Raw genomic sequence first — 20,973 nt, forward strand, 5'->3', positions numbered from 1 at the left:
CGTCAACTTTCGAAGACTTTTTTCTCAACCGCCTAGCCGCTCGCTCCGAAGAGACTTGAACCACCAGACACGCTTTGCAGCGCGATCAGCTGAGCCCACGAGTATATGACAGTTTTTGGGCCCCGCAAGACTCTCCCCAACAGAAATCGTCTTCAAGCCCTTCTTATATAGAAGCACTCGCCTTCCCCTTGCTTATCCCTGTCTTGTGCCCCCTCCGATAATCCGTGCCACATGGCACTCATCACACTCCTCGACGCGCAACTCGCGTTCGGTCACGTCCCGCTGCTCGATCATGCGGACTTCTCTCTTCTTGAATCGGAACGCATCGGCCTGATCGGGCGCAATGGCGCTGGCAAGTCGTCCATGCTCAAGATACTGGGCGGCCTGGAAAAGGCAGACGATGGCACCCTCCAACTTCAGCAGAACCTCCGGGTGGCCTATGTGGCCCAGGAGCCGGCGCTCGATATGGATGCGGACGTCTTCACCGCAGCCAGCCAGGGCCTGGGCCCGGTCATTGCCATCCGTGATCTTTATCTGTCCGGCGCGGACGGCCTGGACCTCGACGCCCTCCAGTCCCAGATCGAAGCCTTCGACGCCTGGAACTGGGAGCAGCGCGTAGAAGAGACGCTGCATCGCCTGCACCTGGACCGCAACGCCCGCGTCGGCTCTCTCTCCGGCGGCACCCGCAAGCGCGTCGCCCTGGCCCAGGCCCTCGTGGCCGCGCCGGACGTCCTTCTCTTGGACGAGCCCACCAATCACCTGGACCTGGACTCCATCGAGTGGCTCGAACAGTTGCTGATCGACTTCAAGGGCAGCGTCGTCACCATCACTCATGACCGCAGCTTCCTGAACCGCGTCGCCACCCGCATCGTGGAGCTGGACCGGGGCAAGCTGAACTCCTACCCCGGCAATTTCGAGCAGTACCTATTACAGAAGGAAGAGCAGCTCGCCCAGGAAGCCGTCATCAGCGCCAAGGCCGACAAGCTGCTGGCTCAAGAAGAAATCTGGATCCGCAAGGGCGTTGAAGCCCGCCGCACCCGAAGCCAGAGCCGCATCACCCGCCTGCAGGAACTGCGCGCCAGCCGCGTCTCCCGCCGCGAGGTGCAAGGCAGCGTCAACATGGACGTGGCTTCCGGCCAGTCCAGCGGCAAGATCGTGGCCGAACTCACCGAGGCCACCAAGTCCTTCGGCGAGAAGACCGTCATCCGCAACTTCAGCGGCACCATCCTGCGCGGCGACAAGATCGGCCTGCTCGGCCCCAATGGCGCGGGCAAGACCACGCTGCTCAAGCTGATCCTGGGCGAGCTCGAACCCGACAGCGGCAAGATCCGCCGCGGCACCAACCTGCAGGTGGCGTATTTCGACCAGATGCGCGACAAGCTCGACCTCGACGCCACGCTGGAAGACTTCATCAGCCCCGGCAGCGAGTGGATCGAGATCGGCAGCCAGCGCAAGCACGTCAAGAGCTACCTGTCGGACTTCCTGTTCTCCCCCGCGCGCGCCAACTCCCCCGTGCGCTCGCTCAGCGGCGGTGAACGCAACCGCCTGCTGCTGGCCCGCCTGTTCGCCCGCCCCGCCAACGTGCTGGTGCTCGACGAACCGACCAACGACCTGGACATCGACACCCTGGAACTGCTCGAAAGCCTGCTGCAGGACTACGACGGCACCGTGTTCCTCGTGAGCCACGACCGGACCTTCCTCGACAACGTGGTCACCAGCACCATCGCCTTCGAGGGCAACGGCCACTGGCGCGAGTACGAGGGCAGCGTGCAGGACTGGCTGATCCAGTCCAAGCGCGCCCGCGAGATCGCCGAGCAGCGCCAGGCCGCCGCACCCGCTGCAGCACCGGCCCCCGCGCCTGCGGCGGCAAGCACCGAGCCCGCCGCCCGTGCGACCGCGCCGCGCAAGAAGCTCTCATATAAGGAGCAGCGCGAACTGGATGCCCTCCCCGCCCAGATCGAGACCCTCGAAACCGAGCAGAAGCGCATTTCCGAAATGCTCGAACTCGATGGCGGCGCCATCTACGCCAGTGACGCCTCGCGCGCCACCGAACTGGCCGAACGCCACGCCAAGATCGACGACGAGCTGCTCGCCGCCCTCGAACGGCAGGAAGAACTGAGCACCGCGCGTTAACGCCCACCCCGGTCGTCCGCCCGTCCGACGCGCGGCGGGCGCCGACTAGGCTATACATGCGGCTCATCCCTCCAAGCCCCGGGAAAGCCGCATGCCCTCCTCACTCCACGCGTTCCTGCGTCGTACCGCCGCCCTTCTTGCCATCGCGATCCTGGGCGCCTGCGCGCAACTGCCGCAGAACGTCGACCGCCCGGTGACCACGGCGCTGGCCTCGCCCGACGGCACCGCCCTGGCCACGCTGGTCCAGGAGCGCCGGCAGGCCGACAAGGCGCGCTACGAATCCGGTTTCCTGCTGCTCGGCGGCCCGCAGGCCGCCTACGGCAGCCGGCTCGCGCTGATCGAAAACGCGCAGAAGACGCTCGATTTGCAGTACTACGCCATCCACGCCGACGCCAGCACCGGCCGGCTGGTGCGCAGCCTGCGGACCGCCGCCGAGCGCGGCGTGCGCGTGCGTGTGCTGCTCGACGATTTCCACAGCACCGGCCGCGACGCGCTGGTGCTCGGCCTGGCTTTCATCCCGAACATCGAGATGCGGCTGTTCAACCCGCTGGCGGGTTCGCGCGACTCCACCTTCAGCCGCCTCTTCAACTCGATCGGCGACGCTTCGCGCATCCAGCAGCGCATGCACAACAAGCTGTTCCTGGCCGACAACGTGCTCGGCGTCGCGGGCGGCCGCAACCTGGGCGATGCCTACTTCGGCAACGCGACCACCGGCAACTTCATCGACGTGGACGTGCTGGCGGCCGGCCCGATCGTGCAGGACCTCTCGCGCAGCTTCGACAGCTACTGGAACAACGAGCGCGCCTATCCGGTGCAGTCGCTGGTCACGCGCGACGAACTGCAGGAAATCCGCGAGCGGGCGAAAAAGGCCGACCAGGAACTGGCCGACGAAGCCGCGCGGCTGCAGGCCACCGAAGGAACGACCGCGCAGCCGGGCGGCGAGCCATCGCCAGACATGCCGCCCACCGCGGCACAACGTTCGCGCGCGTGGGACGAAAAAGCGCTCGACCTGCGCACCGCCCAATTCGTCTGGGCCCCCGCCGTGATGCTGGCCGACAAGCCCGGCAAGATCGCGGCCGACTCGGGGCCTGAAGCACAGAAGGCGCCCGGCCTGGTCGTCAGCCGCCCGGACGACAAGGCCGCCGCCTCACGCGGCGCGGCAGCGCTGACGGCAGCATCGACCCTCGCGGCCAATGGCGACACCGTGGTCGAAGGCCTGCTGCAACTCATCGGCCAGGCGCGCAGCGACCTGCTGATCATCTCGCCCTACTTCGTGCCGGGCCGGGACATGACGCAAGCCTTCGCCGCCGCCCGCGCCAAGGGCGTGCGCATCCGGGTGCTGACCAACTCGCTGGCCTCGAACGACGCGCCGGCGGCCCACGTCGGCTACGCCCGTCACCGCGAGGAACTGCTGAAGATGGGCCTTGAACTCTACGAACTGCGCAGCGAGCAGGCCAGCTTCGGCACGGTCTTCGGCGGTTCGAGCGGCGGCGGCAGCAACGCCACGGGCGAATCGCGCGCGATGCTGCATTCCAAGGTGCTGGTGCTCGACGGCCGGCTGCTGGTGGTCGGCTCGATGAACCTCGATCTGCGCTCGCAACTGCAGAACACCGAGATCGCGCTGCTGATCCGCAGCGACGAACTCTCGAAGCTGGCTTCGGTGCAGATCGAGCGCGGCCTGCGCGAGCGGGCCTGGCACGTCGAGCTGGTGAAGGGCTCGCTGATCTGGCGCGCGCCCGAAGGCAGCGGCCTGCAGGACACGACCACCGAGCCCGACACCGGTGCCGGCCTGCGGCTGATGCTCAAGCTCTTCGGGCCATTGGCGCCGGACCAGTTGCTCTAGCCGAACTCAGTGCTTGTGTTGATGCGCCGAGCCGGCCGCATCGGCGCCTTCGGGCGTGCCCACCGGCAGCGTCACGTCCAGCGCGGTCTTCACGCCTTTGGCGTCCTCGAACTTCAGCGTCATCGGCACGGTCGCGCCCTTCGCCAGCGCGCCCTTCAGGTCCATCATCATCACGTGATAGCCGCCCGGCTTGAGCTCGATGGTCTGGCCCGCGGGCAGGTCGAGGCCGCCGGTCAGCTCGCGCATCTTCATGGTGTCGCCTTCCATCTTCATCTCGTGCACTTCGGCCACGCCGGCGGCCGGCGTCGAAATGCTGACGAGCTTCGTGCCGGTGGGCGCGGTCAGCTTCATGAAGGCACCGGTGCCGCTCTGGCCCGGCACCGACTGGCGCACCCAGCCGTCGCGCACGTCGACCGTCGCCACGCCCTGCGCCACCACCTGGACCTTGGCGGCCGGGCTCTTCAGGCCGGCGGTCGAGTTGCCCGATGCCGGCACTTCGGCCCAGTCGACGCTGCCCACGTCGCAGGTCTGCAGCACCTTGAACCACAGCGGACCCGGCATGCCTGGCACCTTGCCGCGCAGCACGAACTCGCCGCGCTCGCTGCCGGGCAGCGCGTTCTGCGCGGTCTCGGCGGTCCAGCGCACCTCGCCGTCGCCCTTGCTCTTTTGCACGTCGAGCTTCCAGCCCTTGCGTTCCTGGGCGTCGCTCAACACGAAGCCCTTGGGCAGGCGCACGGCCAGCCCGGTGGTGGCCTTGGCGCCTTCGCAGGCGTGGCCGACGCGAAAGGCCGCGTTGTAGTCGCTGCCGACCGTGGCGCCGCCCGGCGGCAGCGTGACGTGGGCAAATACTGCTGTAACGCCTGTCAGCATTGCGTATGCCGCTACGGTTTTGAGAGCGATGCGCGAAGAGGTCATGGAAGGCTCCTTGAAGAATCGGATGAATGAAGGAAAAAGTCAGAGGTCGAACTTGAGTTCGGCCACATAGGTGCGTTGCGGGTACGGGTGGAAGGCCCAGTACTTGTTGTTGTTCAGGTTGTCGATGCCCACGGCCGCGCTCCACTGCCGGTCGATCCGGTAGCGTATGCGCGCGTCGACCACGAAGAACTTCGAGAAGCCCATGTACGCGGCGCCGTTGGGGTCGCTGTTGTCGAGCGTGCCGTACTGCTTGCCGCTGTAGCGCGCGCCGACGGTGTAGCTCCAGTTGGCATCGGGCCGGTAGGTGGCGAGCAGCGCGGCGCGCACCTTGGGCACGCGCGGCTGCTGCTGGCCGACGCTGGCCGGAAAGCCGCTGTTGGCGGTGATCTTCGAGTTGGCGAGCGTGAGGCTGCCGCTCAGGTCGAGCCCCTGGATGCCGACGTCGACCGCGTTCAGCGCCACTTCGAGCCCGCGCGTGCGGATCGCATCGACGTTCTGCACCGTGCTCACGAGGTTGGTCAGCGCCTGCGTGTAGAGCGCGTCCTTCGTGTTCTCGAAGAACAGCGTGGTGCGCAGCACGCCGTCGAGCCCCCAGCCCTTGAGGTCGCGCTCGGCGCTGAGTTCGGTGGTCCACGAGCGCTCGGGGCGCAGGTTCGGGTTGGTGTTGACGACCTGGTTGCCGCTGATCGAGCCCTGGTACAGCTCGCTCACCGTCGGCATGCGCACCGCGCGGCCGGTCGAGGCCTTGAAGAGCCACGCCGGCGTGGCCTGCCAGGCGATGGCCGCCTTGGGCGAGTCATAACTGTTCTTGCGCGGCGCGAAGTTCAGCAGCGACGTCGCGTTGCCGAGCTGGCCGCCGTAGGCTTCCCAGCGCTCGTGGCGCAAGCCCAGCGTGGTCTTCCAGTCGGCGGCAAAGCGCCAGGTGTCCTGCACATAGAGCGACTGCAGCCGCGTGTTGCCGTTGAAGGCTGAGAACGGCGACACCGCCGGCCCGCCGATCCAGTCGAGCGTGTTGCCGACGCTGGTGCGCAGCCGCGCCGTGTCCTGCTGGAAGCCGAAGTCGACCACGTGCGCGCCCACGCCTTCCGCCGAACCGGTGGGCCGCCATGTGCCGGCCGCCTTGAAGGTGTTCCAGCCCGAGCCGCCCATGTCGGTGGTGCGCCCCGGGCCGCCGTTGAAGGCAGCGGGCAGCGGCGTGGTCGGCGTGCGCGAGGTGTCGCTCGAATAGTCGAACAGGCTCGCCGCCACTTCCCAGTCGAACACGCCGCCTGTGTGGCTCTTCACCGAAAGGCCGTGCATGTAGTGCGTGAGCGCGGTCTCGGTCGGCGCCAGCGCGGCGCTCGGCGTGTCGAGGTTGTAGCTGCGCCCGCCGATGTTCACCAGCCCGCCGTACACCGGCTGCCCGAAGGCGTTGCGCAGGTAGGTGTCGACGCTGCCGTGCGTGGTGTTGTTCCAGGCGCCCAGCGTGTAGGTGGCGCGCACGGTCGGCGAAAAGTCGTACGCCACCTTGAGCTTGGCCTGCTCCTGCGTGGTGTCGTAGATGGTGGCGCCGCCCACCAGCCACCACGGCTGGTTCGATGGATTCAGCCCGAGCACCGCGCCCGTGACCGGCGTGCCGGCGCTGCCGACCGTGCCGGCGCTCACGAGGCGGTTGCCGAACACCAGCGCCTGCCCCTTGCTCTGGGTGCGCGAGGCGCTGAGCCACCACGACCAGTCGCCGCTGCGGCTGCCCAGCGACAGGTCGAGCTGCTGGCCGGCGGGCGACGAATGGCTGTTGTACAGGTCGAAGTTCGACGCAAAGCCGCTGAGCTTGACGTGCGCCTCGAACTGCGTGGGCATGCGCGTCACGTAGTCGACCACCGCGCCCACCGAGTTGCCCGGGTACGCGGCAGAGAACGGCCCGTAGAGCACGTCGACCCGCTCGATTTCTTCCGGCGACACCATGCCCCAGCGCGGCGCGTAGGTGGCGCCGTTGCCCAGCGGGTTCGACAGCATGATGCCGTCGGCATAGACCATCGAGCGCGCGCTGTTGCCCGTACCCGAGGCGCGGGTGGCGAGCACCGCATGGTTGAAGTCGCCGATGTAGCGCTTGCGCACGACCAGGCTCGGCAGGTACTTGAGTGCGTCCTCGCTGTCGGTGGCGTTGACGGTTTCCACGATCTGATCGTGTGTCACGCCTTCGATGGTGGTCGGTATCTGCGCCGGCAGCGAGGTCGGCCGGCCGCCGCTCACGGTGACGGTGCTCAGGGCGCGGCCGTTGTTGCCGCCGCCTTCAGGCGGGTCGGCCGCCTGCTGCTGCGCCAACGCGGGTGCGCCCAGGGGGAATGCCAAGGCGATTGCCAAGGCGCGGGAATGTTTTTTCACGGGAAACCTGCTCCACGAACTTCAAGCCAGACGGGCCGCAGGCGACCGTCGGTCGGCCGCATGCAGCGATGGTTTTGAAAGTCAGGAGAAAGTCGGGGGCCCGCGCGCCGGCGGTGGCGCAGCGGTGGCCGCGGCAAGGCGCGCGGCGGGAATCGACTGGACCACGCGGCCCAGCGGCAAGGGAAGATCGAACGAGGCCACGGCCACGACCGGTGGCGGCGCACCGGTCAGCACGCACAGCGGGCAGTCCATGTGCGAGGCGCCCATTTCCTGCGCGCCGTTTTCGGTGTGCACCACCACCTTGATGGAACCCGCGCCGGCACACACCAGCTCCATGGCCTGCGGATGCACCAGCGGCGACGCCACCGCCACGCCCAGCGACAGCACAAACCACAACAGCACCCAGCGGCCGATCTGGCCGAGGAGGCGGGTGGGGTGGCGCAGCGCGTGCATGGCGGTCGCGATTATCTGCGCACTTTGGCCTTAGTGGCCGGTGCGGCGCCACGCGGCGCGGCCTTGGCCGGCGCTTTCGAAGCAGCGCCCTTCTGCGCCTTCTGGGCCGGCGCGGCCTTCGCCGACTTGCCGGCTTTGGCGCCCTTGGCAGCCGGCGCGCCCTTCTGGCCCCGCTGGCCCTTGACGGCCTTGCCACCGCGCGTGGCCCTGGGGCCCGGCGACGGCGCCGCGAGCGCCGGCATCGGCTGCGCCGTCTGCGCCTGCGCGTCGGTCAGCACCGGCGTCACGGTGAAGCCGCGCGCCGCCATCAGCGTGGGCAGGCCCTGCGGGCCGATCATGTGCAGCGCACCGACGGCCGCGAACACGTTCTTGCCACCCGCATGCAGCCGCTCGATGCCGTCGGCCAGGCCCGGGTTGCGGTCGTCCAGCAGGCGCTTCATGAGGCGTTGCTCGGCGGGCGTGTTGAGGCAGTCGCACCACTCGGCATAGCGGGCGAGTTTGGTCGCGTCGCTGCGCGCCCAGACATCGGCCAGCTCCTTCATCTGCCCGCGCAGCTTGCCGGATTCGAGTTCGTCGAGTGCCGCATCGACCTGCTCGGCCTCTTCGGTTTCGGACTCGCCCGTCAGCACCTTCAGTTGCTCGGCCGCGCTTTCGAGCGCGACGATCGGCTTGTTGCTGTTGCGCGCGGACACGGCCAGCGTTTCGTCGACGCCGAATTCCGGGTACAGGCCGTCCGCACGCGCCACCAGCCCGGCCAGCGCCGTCACCTGCAGGATCGGCTGCAACTTCGACAACGTGCCCGGCGGCACGCAGGCTTCGCTGTTCTGACGCTCCAGCCGACGCGCACGCTCACCGCTGAGCACGCGTGCCACCAGCGCCGGATCGGCCGGCTGGGACATGGTTTTGGCCGTGGCCTCGTCGCGCGAGTCCAGCTCCAGCGCGAGCGTGTCGCTCTGCGCCAGCGCCTTCTGGATGGTCGGGCCGGGGCGCACCCAGTCGCCACGCCCGATATGGATGGTTCCGTACAACCAGGAAGTACGGCCGTCTTTTTCGATGCGCCACAGCATCCCGCGGTCGATGCCGTTGCGCAGGCCGATGCCCGGCTTTTCGAGGCTGGCGATGGCCGAGGGCGGGCAGGCGGCATGGGCCGCGAATGTAAAGACGCAGCAGGCGCCGGCCAGCAACTGGCGTGGCAGGCGCGGAAGGCTCTGCACGAGGCGCGTCGGCGTCGTGAAATCAAGGCCGCGCATCCACGCGGAGAGGCTTCGGAGTATCCGCAAGGCTTGCTCCAAGATGAAAGAAAGTCCGGCATTCTCACAGCACCGCTGCCCATAATCCGAAACCATGCAGAGCATCTTCCATCTTGCCTTCCACGTTCGCGATCTCGACGGTGCCCGCCGTTTCTATGGCGACGTCCTGGGTTGCGCCGAAGGCCGCAGCACCGACACCTGGGTCGATTTCGACTTTTTCGGCCACCAGATCTCCCTTCACCTGGGCGAGCCCTTCGCCACCACGCGCACCGGCCGCGTCGGCGACGTGATGGTGCCGATGCCGCATTTCGGCCTTGCGCTGGCCCTGCCCGACTGGAAGGCGCTGGCCCAGCGCCTCGAAGCCGCCGGCACCGACTTCGTGCTGAAGCCCCAGGTGCGATTCGAAGGCCAGCCCGGCGAGCAGTGGACGATGTTCTTCAGCGACCCCTTTGGCAACCCGATCGAGGTCAAGGGCTTCCGTTCGCTTGATACGCTTTACGACAAGTGAGCTACACCTTCGCATCGGCTACGGTCTTGTTGCTGCTGATCACCGATCCGCTGGGCAACATCCCGATCTTCGCCAATGCGCTGAAGGGCGTGGCGCCCGAGCGCCGCACCCGGGTGATCGTGCGCGAAGTGCTGATCGCCTTCGCCCTGCTGCTGGGCTTCATGTTCGTGGGCGACGGCTTCCTGCGGGTGATGGGGCTGTCGGGCCTGTCGCTGCAGATCGCGGGCGGCGTCGTGATGTTCCTGATCGCGCTGCGCATGATCTTCCCGCCCGAGCACGTCGCCGCGCCCTCCGCCACGCCGGCCGAAGAGCCACTGATCGTGCCGCTGGCCGTGCCCGCGCTGGCCGGCCCTTCTGCGTTGGCCACGGTGATGCTGCTGGTGTCGCAGGCGCCCGAGCGGCGCCTCGAATGGGTCGCGGCGCTCAGCGTCACCATGGCGGTGTGCGCCGTGGTGCTAGTGCTGGCCGAACGCATCCAGCGGCTGGTGGGCGAACGGCTGGTGCAGGCCTTCGAGCGGCTCATGGGCCTGATCCTGGTGGCCGTCTCGGTCGAGATGATGATCCGCGGCGTCAAGCTGCTGGCCGCTGAAATGGGAAGGTGACTCGCGCCATGCCTGTCTTTGCCGCTCTCCCGCGCCTGCTCCGGACCGGCCTTGCCGCGCTCGTTCCCCTGCTCGGTGCCACGGCGGTTCATGCGCAGCAGGACTGCGACCTCAACGGCCGCAGCATCAACCCCAACAACGGCGCCAGCCTTGCCGGCAAGACCGGCCTGCTGCGCTGCAAGGACCGCGCAAGCGGCGAGCTGCAGCGCGAGGAGCAGGTGCAGAACGGCGTGTCCATGGGCCTGGTGCGCCTGTACGACAAGGGCAAGCTCGCCAAGGAGCACACGCTCAATGCCAAGGGCAACATGCAGGGCCGCGCCCGCGAGTTCTCGCCCACCGGCCGCGTGCTGCGCGACGCCACCTACGACGACGGCCAGGAGCGCGGGCTCGTTCGCAGCTTCTACCCCACCGGCCAGTTGCGGCGCGCGATGTTCTACCCGGACACCGGCAGCGAGCGCGCCTCGGTCGAGTTCACCGAGCGCGGCCAGATGTCGGCCCTGCGCTGCGCCGACGCGCCGGCGCTCGCGCCCGTGGTCGACGACGCCAAGCTGTGCGGCTTCACCGGCAACGCGTCGCAGGTCGAGCTGTTCGACACGCGCGGCACGCTGCGTTCGCGGCTGTCGTACCTGGCGGGCAAGCGGGTGCGCACGCAGAACTTCTACGACAACGGAAAGACCGCGCTGCTCGACGAAACCGTCGGCACCCAGCGCACCGAGCAGAACTATTCATCCGAAGGCATCAAGCGCCGCGAGACGGTGTACCTGCTGGTCGAGCGCACCACGATCCGCCAGCGCGAACAGGCCTTCTCCGAAAAGGGCACGCTGGTGCGCGACCAGCGCTGGAACACCTCGGGCGAGCCGGTGGTCGACGACAGCTACTACCTGAACGGCCAGCCGAGCAGCAAGGCGGTGTACAGCGGCAGTGGCGACACGCGCACGGTGGAAGTCACCGAGTTCCACGACAACGGCCAGCGCGCCGCGCAGGGCAGCTACCAGGTCGCGAGCCGCGGCCGGCAGGTGCCCACCGGCACGCACCAGCGCTTCAGCGAAAAAGGCCAGTTGCTGGCCGAGTCGAGCTTCGACGCCAAGGGCCGCGTGACGCGCGAACGCGCCTGGGACGAGAACGGCGAGCTGCAGCGCGACGACGAAGTCTTCGAGGACGGCTCGCGCAAGGCGTTCACGAGATAGGGTGAACGCCCGCTGCGGGCATCAGTCCAGCTTGATGCCAGCCTGCTTGATGATCGGGCCCCAGCGCATCGATTCCGCGCGCGACAGCGCCGCGAACTGCGCCGGCGTGCCGGGCATCGCTTCCATGCCGAAGTCCTCGAAGCGCTTTTGCACGGTCGGCGTGCCGAAGGCCTTGTTCAGGTCACCGTTGAGCTTGTTGACCACCGCAGGCGACAGGCCGGCCGGGCCGAGGATGCCCTGGAACGCGAACACCTCGGTGTTGGGCACGCCCACTTCGGCCAGCGTCGGCACGTTGGGCAGCAGCTTGCTGCGCGCACCCGAGCCGATGGCCAGCACGCGCACCTTGTTGCTCTGCATGATCGACAGGCCCGAGGCCAGGTCCAGGAACATGCAGGGCACCTGACCGCCCATCACGTCGGCCATGGCGGGCGCGGCGCCACGGTACGGAATGTGGGTGATGAAGGTGCCGGTGCGCACCTTGAACATTTCCATCGCCAGGTGATGCGGCGAGCCGTTGCCCGGCGAGGCGTAGTTGACCTTGCCCGGGTTGGCCTTCACGTAGGCCAGGAACTCCTTGAAGTTCTTCGCCGGAAAGTCCGGATGCACCACCAGCGCGAGCGGGAACTTGCCGATGGCGCCGATGTAGGTGAAGTCTTTTTCGGGGTTGAACGGCAGCTTGCTGAACAGGTGCTCGTTGAAGGCCAGCACCGCGTTGTCGGCCGAAAGAATCGTGTAGCCGTCGGGCTTGCTCTTGGCGACGATGTCGGCGCCGATGTTGGTGGAAGCACCGGGGCGGTTGTCGACCACGATCTGCTGGCCCAGCGTCTGGCGCATGGATTCGGCCAGCACGCGCGCGATCACGTCGGTACCGCCGCCTGCGGGATACGGCACGACCCACTTGACGAGCTGTGCGGGGTAGTCCTGTGCGCGAGCGAAGGGGCTGGCGGCCACGGCGGCGCCGGAGGCGAGCGTGGCGAGAAGGGTGCGGCGGTCCATGAGATCAATCTCCTGTTTGTAGTTCGAAAGCAGACAGCGATGGTACGGGCAGCGCGCGCAATGCGTCGGCCAGCGCATCGCGGCAGCGGGCCTCGTCGCCGACCTGCTCGAACAGCAGCAATGCGAGCCGCGCGAGGAACAGCGATTCGCGCTCGGCACCCGCTTCGCTGATGGCGCGCGCGCACTCGGCGTAGAGGCGGTCGCGGGCGTCGGGGTTGAGCGATGCGGGGGTCGTCATGCGGAAAGCTCCTGTGAAGCGATGGCGGCGGCGCGTGCCAGCGCAGGTTGCAAGGCACCGGCCGGCGGGCGGTGCCAGCGCGCGGCCACGTGGCCATCGGGGCGCAGCAGGTAGACCGCGCCATCGCTGGCACCGAGCGCAGCGAAGACGGTGGCGGACGCCTGCGCATCGGCGCCATCCACGCCCAGGCTCGCGATGGTGCGAACCACAAACGGCAAGGCGCCCTGCTGCGCCTGCGCGATGTCGGCGGCAGGCAGCGAGACCACATCGGACCGCAGCACCAGCAGCGTGAAGACCGGCGCGATCCAGTCGGTGAGATGGCCTTGTGCGAGCGGCTGATCCGCCATCACCTCGCCCGGCAGCGGTCCCGCCGGCAGCGCATCGCCTTCGCTCGACAACGCCGAGTCGGCATAGCGCACCGCCTGCGTCTGGCGCGGATTGATCAGTTGCGCGATGCCCCGATGCGCCTCGGACAGCGACAGCGCCGCCTCGCGCAGCAGGTCGAAGCCGCGCGACGGCGGCGACATGAACTCGGTGCTGCGCATCGCGTTCTCGGCGTTCAGATGAAAGGCCGCGATGCGCTCCTGCGAGTACGAGTCGAGCAGCGCCGCATCCGACGCGCCGCGCGCCACCAGCGCCAGCTTCCACGCGAGGTTGTCCGCATCGTCGAAGCCCGAGTTGAGCCCGCGCACGCCGAAGATCGGCATCGCATGCGCCGCATTGCCCGCGAACACGACGCGGCCGTGGCGATAACTGTCGAGCGTCATCGCGCCGGCACGGTAGACCGAGGTCCACACCGTCTTCCAGGGCAGGTGGCCTTCGCCGATGGCGTCGAGGTGGCGCTGCACGAACTCGGCCACGGCGGGCGGCTGCAGCGCTTCTTCGGTGCTCTGGCCGGGGCGCAACTGGTAGTCGATGCGCCAGATGTCGTCGGGCTGGCGGTGCATCAGCACGGTGGAGCCGGGGTTCCACGGCGGGTCGAACCATGCGCGGCGCTCGGTCGGATGGTCGCTGTGCAGCTCGATGTCGATGATCACGTAGCGGCCTTCGTAGCCCGTGCCTTCGAGCGCGAGCCCCAGCGCCTTGCGCACGAAGCTCTGGCCACCGTCGCAGGCCGCGAGCCACTGGCCGTGCAGGCTGTAGCTGCCTTCGGCATTGCGCACATCGAGCGCCACGCCGTCGTCGCCTTGCGCAAGGCCGGTGAGCTCGGTGCCCCAGCGGATGTCGATGAGCCCCGGCGTCGCCTCGTTGCGGCGAAAGATTTCTTCGAGCAGGTAGTGCTCGGCGTAGTACTGCTCGAGGTTGATCATCGGCGGCAGCTTCTGCTGCGCGTCGTGCGGCATCTCGAAGCGGAACACCTCGGCCGTCTTGTAGAAGCTGCGCCCTCCGGTCCACGGCAGGCCCTTGGCCATGAAGGCCGGCAGCACGCCGAGCCGCGCCATGATTTCAAGGCTGCGGCGCGAGATGCAGGCCGCGCGGCTGCCGACGCACACCGTGTCGTCGGCTTCGAGGATCACGCAGCGCACGCCGTGGTTGGCCAGCCCCAGCGCGAGCGCCATGCCGACCGGTCCGCCGCCGGCGATCACGACCGGATGGCGGCCGGGCTCGATGCCGCCTTCTTCAAGCGGCGGCGTCCAGGGCTTGTAGCGCGTGTAGTGGAAGGCGCCGACCGAGGGCGGCAGTTCGGTGGCGTGCATCGGCGGCGGCACGGGGCCGCTCGCGGCATCGGCGATGGCGGCAACGGTGGGGTTCGTCATGCAACGGGATTGTCCCGATGCGCCACGGCCCTCACTGTCATAACTTCGTACGAGGTACTTACCCTCCCCTTTCCTTTGGACCCATGAGACGCTGGCGTATCCACCCCACCACCGACGCCGCGCTGGCCGCGGCCGTGGTCGGCGATGTGCTGGCCGGCATCGGCACGCCGCACCTGGCCACGAGCTACCTCGCGGCCATGCACCGCGTGATGCCCGTGACCTTCTGCACCGTGTTCGTGGTCGACGCCACCGGCCGCATCGAGGCGGTATCGGCCGCCAGCAGCTACGGCAGCACGGCCGAGCGCACCGCCGAACGCTATGTGGCACTGCGCTTCGACCTGCTCGACCCCAACATGACCTGGCTCGCGGCCCGCAAGCTGCCGCGGCGCGCGCAGTTGTGGCTGGGCCATCAGCGCGCCGACGAAGTGGCCGACCCGGCCTACCGCGCCGCCTGCTATGGCGACGTCGGCATCCGCGAACGCGCCTCGGTGCTGCTGCTGACGCCCACCGGCCAGCGCGTGGCGGTGAGCTTCTATCGCAGCCTGGCGCAACCCGAGTTCGGCGACAGCGACTTCGCGGTGATCCAGACCCACGCCACGCTGCTGGCCGACGCCACGATGGCGCACGGCCGCAGCGCGGTGGTTGCACGGGAAGCGGTGGCGCCGGCTTTTGCCTCGCGCCTGCTGACGCTGAGCCTGCGCGAGCGCGAGGTCATCGCGCACCTGATGGCGGGCAAGACCGCCAAGGAAGCGGCGCGCGAGATCGGCGTCGAGCTGACCACCGTTCGCACGCACCAGTACCGGGCCTTCAGGCGGCTCGGCATCCGTTCGCAGAAAGAGTTGCTGCTGCGCGCGACGGCGGGCGCGTAGCGCCCTGCCTGCTTGCTTATTTGGCGGCGTCCAGGCGCTTTTGCATGCGCGCCGAGCGCTCGGCCGATGGCGGATGCGAACTCATGAGCGAGCTGCCGGTGGCGCCGCCACTGAGCTTTGCCAACTTGTCGAAGGCGCTGACCAGCCCCTTGCGCTCGAGCTTGCGCTCGGTGAGCAGGTCGAAGGAATAGTTGTCGGCCGCGGTTTCGTTCGCTTGCGAGAACTGCGCGTTGACGAACTTCTCGCCCAGGTCGCCGGCCTGCGACTTCGACAGTTGCGCCGCGACACCACCGGCAGCACCGGCCAGCCCGCGCACGGCCGAGGCGGCGTAGACGGTCTGCATGCGCGACTTGGAGTGGCCCAGCGCCACGTGGCCGATTTCGTGGCCGATCACGCCGCGCAGTTCGTCGTCATTCATCAGGTCCATGAGACCGCTGTAGACGCGGATGCAGCCGTTGGCCATGGCCCAGGCGTTCACGTCCTTGGTGATGTAGACCTTGTAGTTGGCCGTCTTGCCGTTCACGCTGGTGGGCATCTGCTTGATGACCTGGTTCAGGCGCGTGGTGTAGCGGCTGTTGGCGGGCGCGATCTGGTTCTTCTGGTCCAGGGCCGCGCAGGACTGGTCGGACATCGCTGCAACTTCCGCATCGGTCAGCGACACGGCCTTCAGGGCCGAGCCGCCCGCCTGGGCGAGCCCGCCGGTGTCGGCGTTCTTCATGGTCTCGCAGCCGACGAGGGTGACGACCGCGAGCACAGCCGCGGTGATAGGCAAATAACGCATTGGAAAACTCCCTTTTTTCTTGGTATGAGGCGGCCGCGGAACGCAGCCGCCGGACGCGCTGCCCGACGCGACTCAGGGACGCGAAGGCAGCGGCGCGATCATAGCCACGGCAGGGAGGGCGCCCGTGGCGAGCGCGGGCATGCATGCGGCGTTGTGCCGCAGCGCCTCAGTCTTCGGCGGCTTCTTCCGCCTGCGGCTTCACCAGCGACACCGGCGCCTCTTTCGGCCGCCCGTTCGTCGACACGATTTCCTGGTCGATCGCGCCGAACAGCGAGCGGCCGTCCAGGCCCTTCATCTCGATGCGGATGGTGTCGCCGAACTTCATGAAGTCGGTGACGGGCGCGCCGGTCTGGATGGTCTCGATGCAGCGCTTTTCGGCGATGCACGAGTAGCCCTTGGGCCAGTCCATCTGGCCGTCTTTCTTCTCGACGCCCTTGTTGCTCACGGTGCCGCTGCCGACGATGCTGCCGGCGCGCACGTTGCGCGTCTTGGCGATGTGGGCGATGAGCTGGCCGAAGTGGAAGGTCATCTCCGGGCCGGCGTCGCACATGCCGACCTTGCGGCCGTTCCAGCTGCTTTGCAGCGCCAGGTGCACGCGGCCGTCCTGCCAGGCCTCGCCGATCTCGTCGAGCGTCACGGCCACGGGGCTGAAGGCGGTGGCGGGCTTGCTCTGGAAGAAGCCGAAGCCCTTGGCCAGCTCGGCCGGGATCAGGTTGCGCAGGCTCACGTCGTTGGCCAGCATCACGAGGCGGATGCCGTCCAGCGCCTGGTCGGGCGTGGCGCCCATGCGCACGTCGCCGGTGATGACGGCGATCTCGGCCTCGAAGTCGATGCCCATGGCTTCGCTGGGCACGATCACGTCGTCGGTCGGGCCGAGGAAGTCGTCGCTGCCGCCCTGGTACATCAGCGGGTCGGTGTAGAAACTCTCGGGCACTTCGGCATTGCGTGCCTTGCGCACCAGCTCGACGTGGTTGATGTAGGCCGAGCCGTCGGCCCACTGGTAGGCGCGCGGCAGGGGCGCCATGCACAGCGAAGGATCGAAGGGAAAGGAATGGCGCGCGCGGCCGGTGTTGACGGCGTCGTACAGGTCCTGCAACTGCGGGCTCATGAAGCCCCAGTCGTCCAGCACCTGCTGCATGCGGCTCGCGATGCCGGTGGCGTAGTGGGCGAGCGTGAGGTCGCGCGAGACGACGACGAGCTGGCCGTCGCGCGAGCCGTCCTTCAGGGTGGCGAGTTTCATGGTGCGGTGCGTGGTGCGAAAGCGGCGCGAAGACAGGCTGCGCAGCCGCTCCCACTTAAACTGGTTGAACGGGCGGCAGTGTACCGAGATGGTCTTCGTGAACCTCCGCAGCCGCACCCACTCCACACACTGATGTCGACGCTCGTCGCCCCCTCTTCGCTGTCCCTTCGCCTGCCCGGTCGTCCGTCCTGGCGGGTGCTGGCCGGGCTGACGCTGGCGGTGGCGCTGGTCCATGTGCTGGTGCTCGGGCTGGCGCCGACGGCCATGGGGCCGGAGCCTTCGCCGCTGGCGAACAAGTTCATCACGCGCACGATCGTGATCGCGCCGCCGGCCTCGGACAAGCCCGCGGCACCGGCTGCGACCGCGCCGGTCGAAGCCAAGCCTCCAGCGGCGGTGAAGCCCAGGCGGCCGCGCGCGCCGTCGGTGCCCCGGCCGAAGCCGGCGCCGGCGCCCGAGGCGGCTGCGCCGGAACCGGATGCTTCTGCGACCCCAACCCCGGAAACGCCCGACCTGATTGCGCAGGCCGCTACCGATTCAGGAGCAAAGCCGCCGGAAGCTGCTGCCAGCGCCCCAGCCGGTGCATCGGCTGCAGGTGGCACCGGAAACGGCCCGCCAGGGGCCACGGCCGGTGCCGCCAACCCGGCGTCGGGCAACATCGTCGGCACCCAGTCGCTGCGCATTCCGGGCTCGGTCACGCTCGATTTCACGGCCACCGGCCAGGACGGCGCTTCGCCGATGCAGGGCGTGTTCGGCGAACTGGTCTGGCTGCAGGACGGCAGCCGCTACGACGCGCGGCTGACGCTCAAGCTGCTGTTCAGCACCATCCGCAGCCAGCACAGCACCGGCCGGATCGGCCCTTCGGGCATCGAGCCGGATCGCTACTCCGAGAGCCGCAAGGCCGAGGTGGCCTCGCATTTCGTGCGCGACCAGGCGCAGGTGATCTTCAGCAACAACGCGCCCCCCGTGCCACTGCTGGCGGGCGCGCAAGACCGGCTCAGCGTGATGATGCAGCTCGGCGGCCTGCTGGCCGGCGACCCGGGCCGCTACCCCACGGGCAGCAAGATTTCGGTGCAGACCGTGGGGCCGCGCGATGCCGGCATCTGGGTCTTCGTGGTCGGCGAAGAAGAAAAACTGAGCCTGCCGGCCGGTGAATACACGGCCCGCAAGCTCACCCGCAGCCCCCGGCAGGAATTCGACAGCAAGCTGGAGCTTTGGCTGGCCCCGGGGTACGGCTACCTGCCGGTGCGGATCAAGCAGACCGAGCCCAACGGCAACTTCGCTGACGCCCAATTGCGCAAATCCCTACCCGAAGCGCCCGTGAATTGAGGCAAAAAGACCATAAATCAGCTCCAGGACGAGGCCATACGACAACTGTTCTTGAAACTGGCGCGTTGATTGCTATCTAACCCCCATGAACGCCATCGACATCCTCACAGGGCCCGCCATGAACATGCTTTACGACTCGGAGTCCTTCGTCGTCGTGCACGTGCAGCCAAATGAAGGCGACGAGCGCGCGAAGCCCGACGTGCCCGTCCTCGAACGCCACGGTTTTGAAATCGTGGACAAGCGCTCGGGCAAGGAGGTCTACCTCGACGGCTCCTGGGCCGAACTGTTCCAGCAGCAGATCACTGCCTGGCAGCTCAACACGCCCACGCAGGAAGAAGTCGAGGACACGCTCGAAGGCTATGCCGAGCTGGCCCACACGCCGGTGCTGGTGCACTGAGCCAAGCCCTCCGCTCAAGCAAACAACAAAGCGCCCCACGGGGCGCTTTTTCATTGGGCGACAGCCATCACCCTCGGCGGTAGATCCACCGGAACATCGGCCCCACCAGCAGCAGCACCGCCACCAGCCGGCACACCTGAAAAGCCGTGACCACCGGCACCCCGAGCTGCAGCACCTTGGCCGTGATCGACATCTCGGCGATGCCGCCCGGCGAGGTGCTCAGGAGCATCGTGGCCGGATGCAACCCCGTCGCCCAGGCCAGCAGCCAGGCCACCCCACCGCACAGCACCAGCATGCCGAAGGTGCCCAACACGACCGAGCCCAGCCAGCGCGGCGCCGTGTGCAGAAACTCCCGGCTGAAGCGCACGCCCAGGCTCACCGCGATCACCAGTTGCGCCGCATTCGACATCCACGTGGGCACCGCCGACAGCGACTGGCCCGCGATGGTGAACCCCATCGCCACCAGCAGCGGCCCGATGAACCACGGGTTGGTGCGCTTGAGCGCGCGCATCACCAGCCCGCCGACACCCGTGGCCAGCGCGAGCAGCAGCAACCCGCCCGTGTTGACTTCACGCGGGCCGGGCGGGTTGATCTCCAGCCCCTGCAGCCCGCTCCACTGCATCGCGAACGGGATCGTGACCGTCACTACCACCAGCCGCAGGCTGTGCGCGGCGGCCACGAGATCGGTGCGCGCACCGGCCGATTCGGCCAGCAGCGTCATCTCCGACGCACCGCCGATCGCGCCTGCAAAGTAAGTAGTGGCTCTCATGGATTTCGCCGGCACATGCGGCATGCGCGCGGCGTGCAGCCCATGCAGCCAACGCCCGAAGCCCCATCCCAGCAACAGCGCCCAGGCAATGGCCAGCCCAATCGCCCACCACACGCTCGCCACCAGCGAGACCACATGCGGCGTGAAATAGAGCCCCAAGGCCGTGCCGATGGTCCACTGCCCCGCATTGCGCAGCGGCGTGGAACTCGCCGTGGGCGCGCCCGCGATCGAAGCCAGCGACACAGCGAGCAGCGGGCCGATCATCCAGGGCAGCGGCGTGTGCAGCGCAAGACAAGCACCCGCAGCGGCGAGCGCCAGCAACAGCGTGACCAGCACGCGAAGGAGAAAACGGAAGGACACGGACAGGGAAAAGCGGGAATGGATGGCACGGCGGGAAGACGCCGAGGGCCTAGTATGGCGCGATGCTTTTCCTTCGACACTGGCCCCTGCGGGCCTCCCGACTCCTGTTCCCGATGCTCGCCGCCACCACCTTCGCGGGCTGCACGGCGCTTTCCTCCGGCTCGACCGCGACGCCACCAGATGCCGATGCCCCCGTCGCACGCCGCATCACGGCCCTGCTGCCGGCCGACGCCCTCCTGCTGGGCGAACAGCACGACGCCCCCGAACACCATGTGATCGAACGCGAAGCCGTGCAGGCACTGGCCGAGCGCGGCCAGCTCGCCGCACTGGCACTGGAGATGGCCGAGGAAGGCCGCAGCACCGCCCACGTCGCGGCCAGTGCGAGCGAGGCCCAGGTGCAGGCCGCCCTCGACTGGAACGACAAGGCCTGGCCCTGGGCCAGCTACGGCCCCGCCGTGATGGCGGCCGTGCGTGCCGGCGTGCCCGTGGTCGGCGCCAACCTGCAGCGCGCCCACATGAAGGATGCGATGGCCGACGTGTCGCTCGACGCGCAGCTCAGCACCAAGGCCTACGCCGCGCAACAGGACGCCGTGCGCGAAGGCCACTGCAAGATGCTCCCCGAATCGCAGATCGTCCCGATGACACGCATCCAGGTCGGCCGCGACCGCGCGATGGCCCAGGCCATCGTTAAGGCCCGGCAGCCGGGCAAGACGGTGCTGCTGATCGCCGGTGCCGGCCATGTGGTGCGCACGCTGGGCGTGCCGCAGCATCTGCCGGACGACGTCAAGGTCGTCACCGTGCGCATGCTGGCCGCGCAGTCCCCTGCCAACGTGGTGGCGGGTGAATACGACAGCACCTGGCAAACGCCGCCGCTGCCTGAAAAAGACTACTGCGCCGAACTGCGCCGGCCCGCAAAGACAAGCTCGCAGTAAGCCTTAAAAAGCCAGCTCAAAAAAAGCCGCGAGCCCGAAGGCCCGCGGCTTTT

General features: G+C 68.3%; 19 protein-coding genes. 9 read left to right on the top strand and 10 right to left on the bottom strand.

Features of this window, described 5'->3' with window-relative positions; genetic code table 11:
• Positions 1-231: 231 nt before the first annotated feature.
• Together ACSFB7_RS24275 and ACSFB7_RS24280 are read left to right on the top strand one after the other, a co-directional pair.
• Positions 232-2,133 (top strand): ATP-binding cassette domain-containing protein, encoded by a 1,902-nt coding sequence (locus ACSFB7_RS24275; protein WP_435474740.1) that lies wholly within the window; start codon positions 232-234, stop codon positions 2,131-2,133.
• A 91-nt stretch (positions 2,134-2,224) separates the two neighbouring features.
• Positions 2,225-3,976 (top strand): phospholipase D family protein, encoded by a 1,752-nt coding sequence (locus tag ACSFB7_RS24280; RefSeq protein ID WP_435474742.1) that lies wholly within the window; start codon positions 2,225-2,227, stop codon positions 3,974-3,976.
• 6 nt (positions 3,977-3,982) lie between these two features.
• Here ACSFB7_RS24280 and ACSFB7_RS24285 read toward each other — a convergent pair whose 3' ends face one another.
• From ACSFB7_RS24285 to ACSFB7_RS24300, 4 genes are all read right to left on the bottom strand, one after another.
• On the bottom strand, positions 3,983-4,846 hold the full coding sequence (locus ACSFB7_RS24285; protein ID WP_435474744.1) for a copper chaperone PCu(A)C domain-containing protein: 864 nt from the start codon (positions 4,844-4,846) through the stop codon (positions 3,983-3,985).
• An 84-nt stretch (positions 4,847-4,930) separates the two neighbouring features.
• Positions 4,931-7,222: a TonB-dependent receptor gene (locus ACSFB7_RS24290; RefSeq protein ID WP_435474746.1), complete on the bottom strand. Its 2,292-nt coding sequence runs from the start codon at positions 7,220-7,222 to the stop codon at positions 4,931-4,933.
• 114 nt (positions 7,223-7,336) lie between these two features.
• Positions 7,337-7,708 (bottom strand): DUF2946 family protein, encoded by a 372-nt coding sequence (locus ACSFB7_RS24295; RefSeq protein ID WP_435474748.1) that lies wholly within the window; start codon positions 7,706-7,708, stop codon positions 7,337-7,339.
• A gap of 11 nt (positions 7,709-7,719) precedes the next feature.
• Positions 7,720-8,988: a TraB/GumN family protein gene (locus ACSFB7_RS24300; protein ID WP_435474750.1), complete on the bottom strand. Its 1,269-nt coding sequence runs from the start codon at positions 8,986-8,988 to the stop codon at positions 7,720-7,722.
• Between the two features lie 64 nt (positions 8,989-9,052).
• Between ACSFB7_RS24300 and ACSFB7_RS24305 the strand changes: the two genes are divergently transcribed.
• Genes ACSFB7_RS24305 through ACSFB7_RS24315 form a run of 3 tightly spaced genes read left to right on the top strand, consistent with a single transcriptional unit; the run spans position 9,053 to position 11,255 of the window.
• Positions 9,053-9,466 carry a VOC family protein gene (locus ACSFB7_RS24305; RefSeq protein ID WP_435474752.1) on the top strand — a complete coding sequence of 138 codons (414 nt, stop codon included), beginning with the start codon at positions 9,053-9,055 and terminating at the stop codon, positions 9,464-9,466.
• Positions 9,463-10,068, top strand: a complete 606-nt coding sequence (locus ACSFB7_RS24310; RefSeq protein WP_435474754.1) for a MarC family protein — start codon at positions 9,463-9,465, stop codon at positions 10,066-10,068. The genes ACSFB7_RS24305 and ACSFB7_RS24310 overlap by 4 nt, the downstream gene beginning before the upstream one ends.
• A gap of 8 nt (positions 10,069-10,076) precedes the next feature.
• On the top strand, positions 10,077-11,255 hold the full coding sequence (locus ACSFB7_RS24315) for a toxin-antitoxin system YwqK family antitoxin (RefSeq protein WP_435474756.1): 1,179 nt from the start codon (positions 10,077-10,079) through the stop codon (positions 11,253-11,255).
• 21 nt (positions 11,256-11,276) lie between these two features.
• Here ACSFB7_RS24315 and ACSFB7_RS24320 read toward each other — a convergent pair whose 3' ends face one another.
• The 3 genes from ACSFB7_RS24320 to ACSFB7_RS24330 are packed head-to-tail and all read right to left on the bottom strand — an operon-like array spanning position 11,277 to position 14,246.
• Positions 11,277-12,251 carry a Bug family tripartite tricarboxylate transporter substrate binding protein gene (locus tag ACSFB7_RS24320; RefSeq protein ID WP_435474758.1) on the bottom strand — a complete coding sequence of 325 codons (975 nt, stop codon included), beginning with the start codon at positions 12,249-12,251 and terminating at the stop codon, positions 11,277-11,279.
• A 4-nt stretch (positions 12,252-12,255) separates the two neighbouring features.
• The gene (locus tag ACSFB7_RS24325) at positions 12,256-12,489 is read right to left on the bottom strand and encodes a hypothetical protein (RefSeq protein WP_435474760.1); all 234 of its coding nucleotides are present in this window, start codon (positions 12,487-12,489) and stop codon (positions 12,256-12,258) included.
• The gene (locus tag ACSFB7_RS24330; protein ID WP_435474762.1) at positions 12,486-14,246 is read right to left on the bottom strand and encodes an FAD-dependent monooxygenase; all 1,761 of its coding nucleotides are present in this window, start codon (positions 14,244-14,246) and stop codon (positions 12,486-12,488) included. The genes ACSFB7_RS24325 and ACSFB7_RS24330 overlap by 4 nt, the downstream gene beginning before the upstream one ends.
• An 83-nt stretch (positions 14,247-14,329) precedes the next feature.
• Between ACSFB7_RS24330 and ACSFB7_RS24335 the strand changes: the two genes are divergently transcribed.
• A complete protein-coding gene (locus ACSFB7_RS24335) occupies positions 14,330-15,115 on the top strand; it encodes a helix-turn-helix transcriptional regulator (RefSeq protein WP_435474764.1) in 786 nt (261 codons plus the stop codon).
• Between the two features lie 16 nt (positions 15,116-15,131).
• On the opposite strand, the gene ACSFB7_RS24340 is transcribed toward ACSFB7_RS24335, so the two are convergent.
• The gene (locus ACSFB7_RS24340) at positions 15,132-15,896 is read right to left on the bottom strand and encodes a M48 family metalloprotease (protein ID WP_435474766.1); all 765 of its coding nucleotides are present in this window, start codon (positions 15,894-15,896) and stop codon (positions 15,132-15,134) included.
• Between the two features lie 166 nt (positions 15,897-16,062).
• Entirely contained in the window at positions 16,063-17,136 is a 1,074-nt protein-coding gene (locus tag ACSFB7_RS24345; RefSeq protein ID WP_435474768.1) for a fumarylacetoacetate hydrolase family protein, read from the bottom strand.
• Positions 17,137-17,268: 132 nt separating this feature from the next.
• Between ACSFB7_RS24345 and ACSFB7_RS24350 the strand changes: the two genes are divergently transcribed.
• The gene (locus ACSFB7_RS24350; RefSeq protein WP_435474770.1) at positions 17,269-18,462 is read left to right on the top strand and encodes a DUF3108 domain-containing protein; all 1,194 of its coding nucleotides are present in this window, start codon (positions 17,269-17,271) and stop codon (positions 18,460-18,462) included.
• Positions 18,463-18,580: 118 nt separating this feature from the next.
• Positions 18,581-18,859: a BTH_I0359 family protein gene (locus tag ACSFB7_RS24355; protein WP_435475201.1), complete on the top strand. Its 279-nt coding sequence runs from the start codon at positions 18,581-18,583 to the stop codon at positions 18,857-18,859.
• Between the two features lie 67 nt (positions 18,860-18,926).
• Here ACSFB7_RS24355 and ACSFB7_RS24360 read toward each other — a convergent pair whose 3' ends face one another.
• A complete protein-coding gene (locus tag ACSFB7_RS24360; RefSeq protein ID WP_435474772.1) occupies positions 18,927-19,988 on the bottom strand; it encodes an AbrB family transcriptional regulator in 1,062 nt (353 codons plus the stop codon).
• 113 nt (positions 19,989-20,101) lie between these two features.
• Here ACSFB7_RS24360 and ACSFB7_RS24365 point away from each other — a divergent pair, with 113 nt between their 5' ends.
• Positions 20,102-20,920, top strand: coding sequence for a ChaN family lipoprotein (locus ACSFB7_RS24365; protein ID WP_435474774.1), 819 nt, complete (start codon positions 20,102-20,104; stop codon positions 20,918-20,920).
• Positions 20,921-20,973 lie beyond the last annotated feature (53 nt).

Source organism: Variovorax raffinosi (assembly GCF_051216615.1).
GTDB lineage: Bacteria > Pseudomonadota > Gammaproteobacteria > Burkholderiales > Burkholderiaceae_C > Variovorax.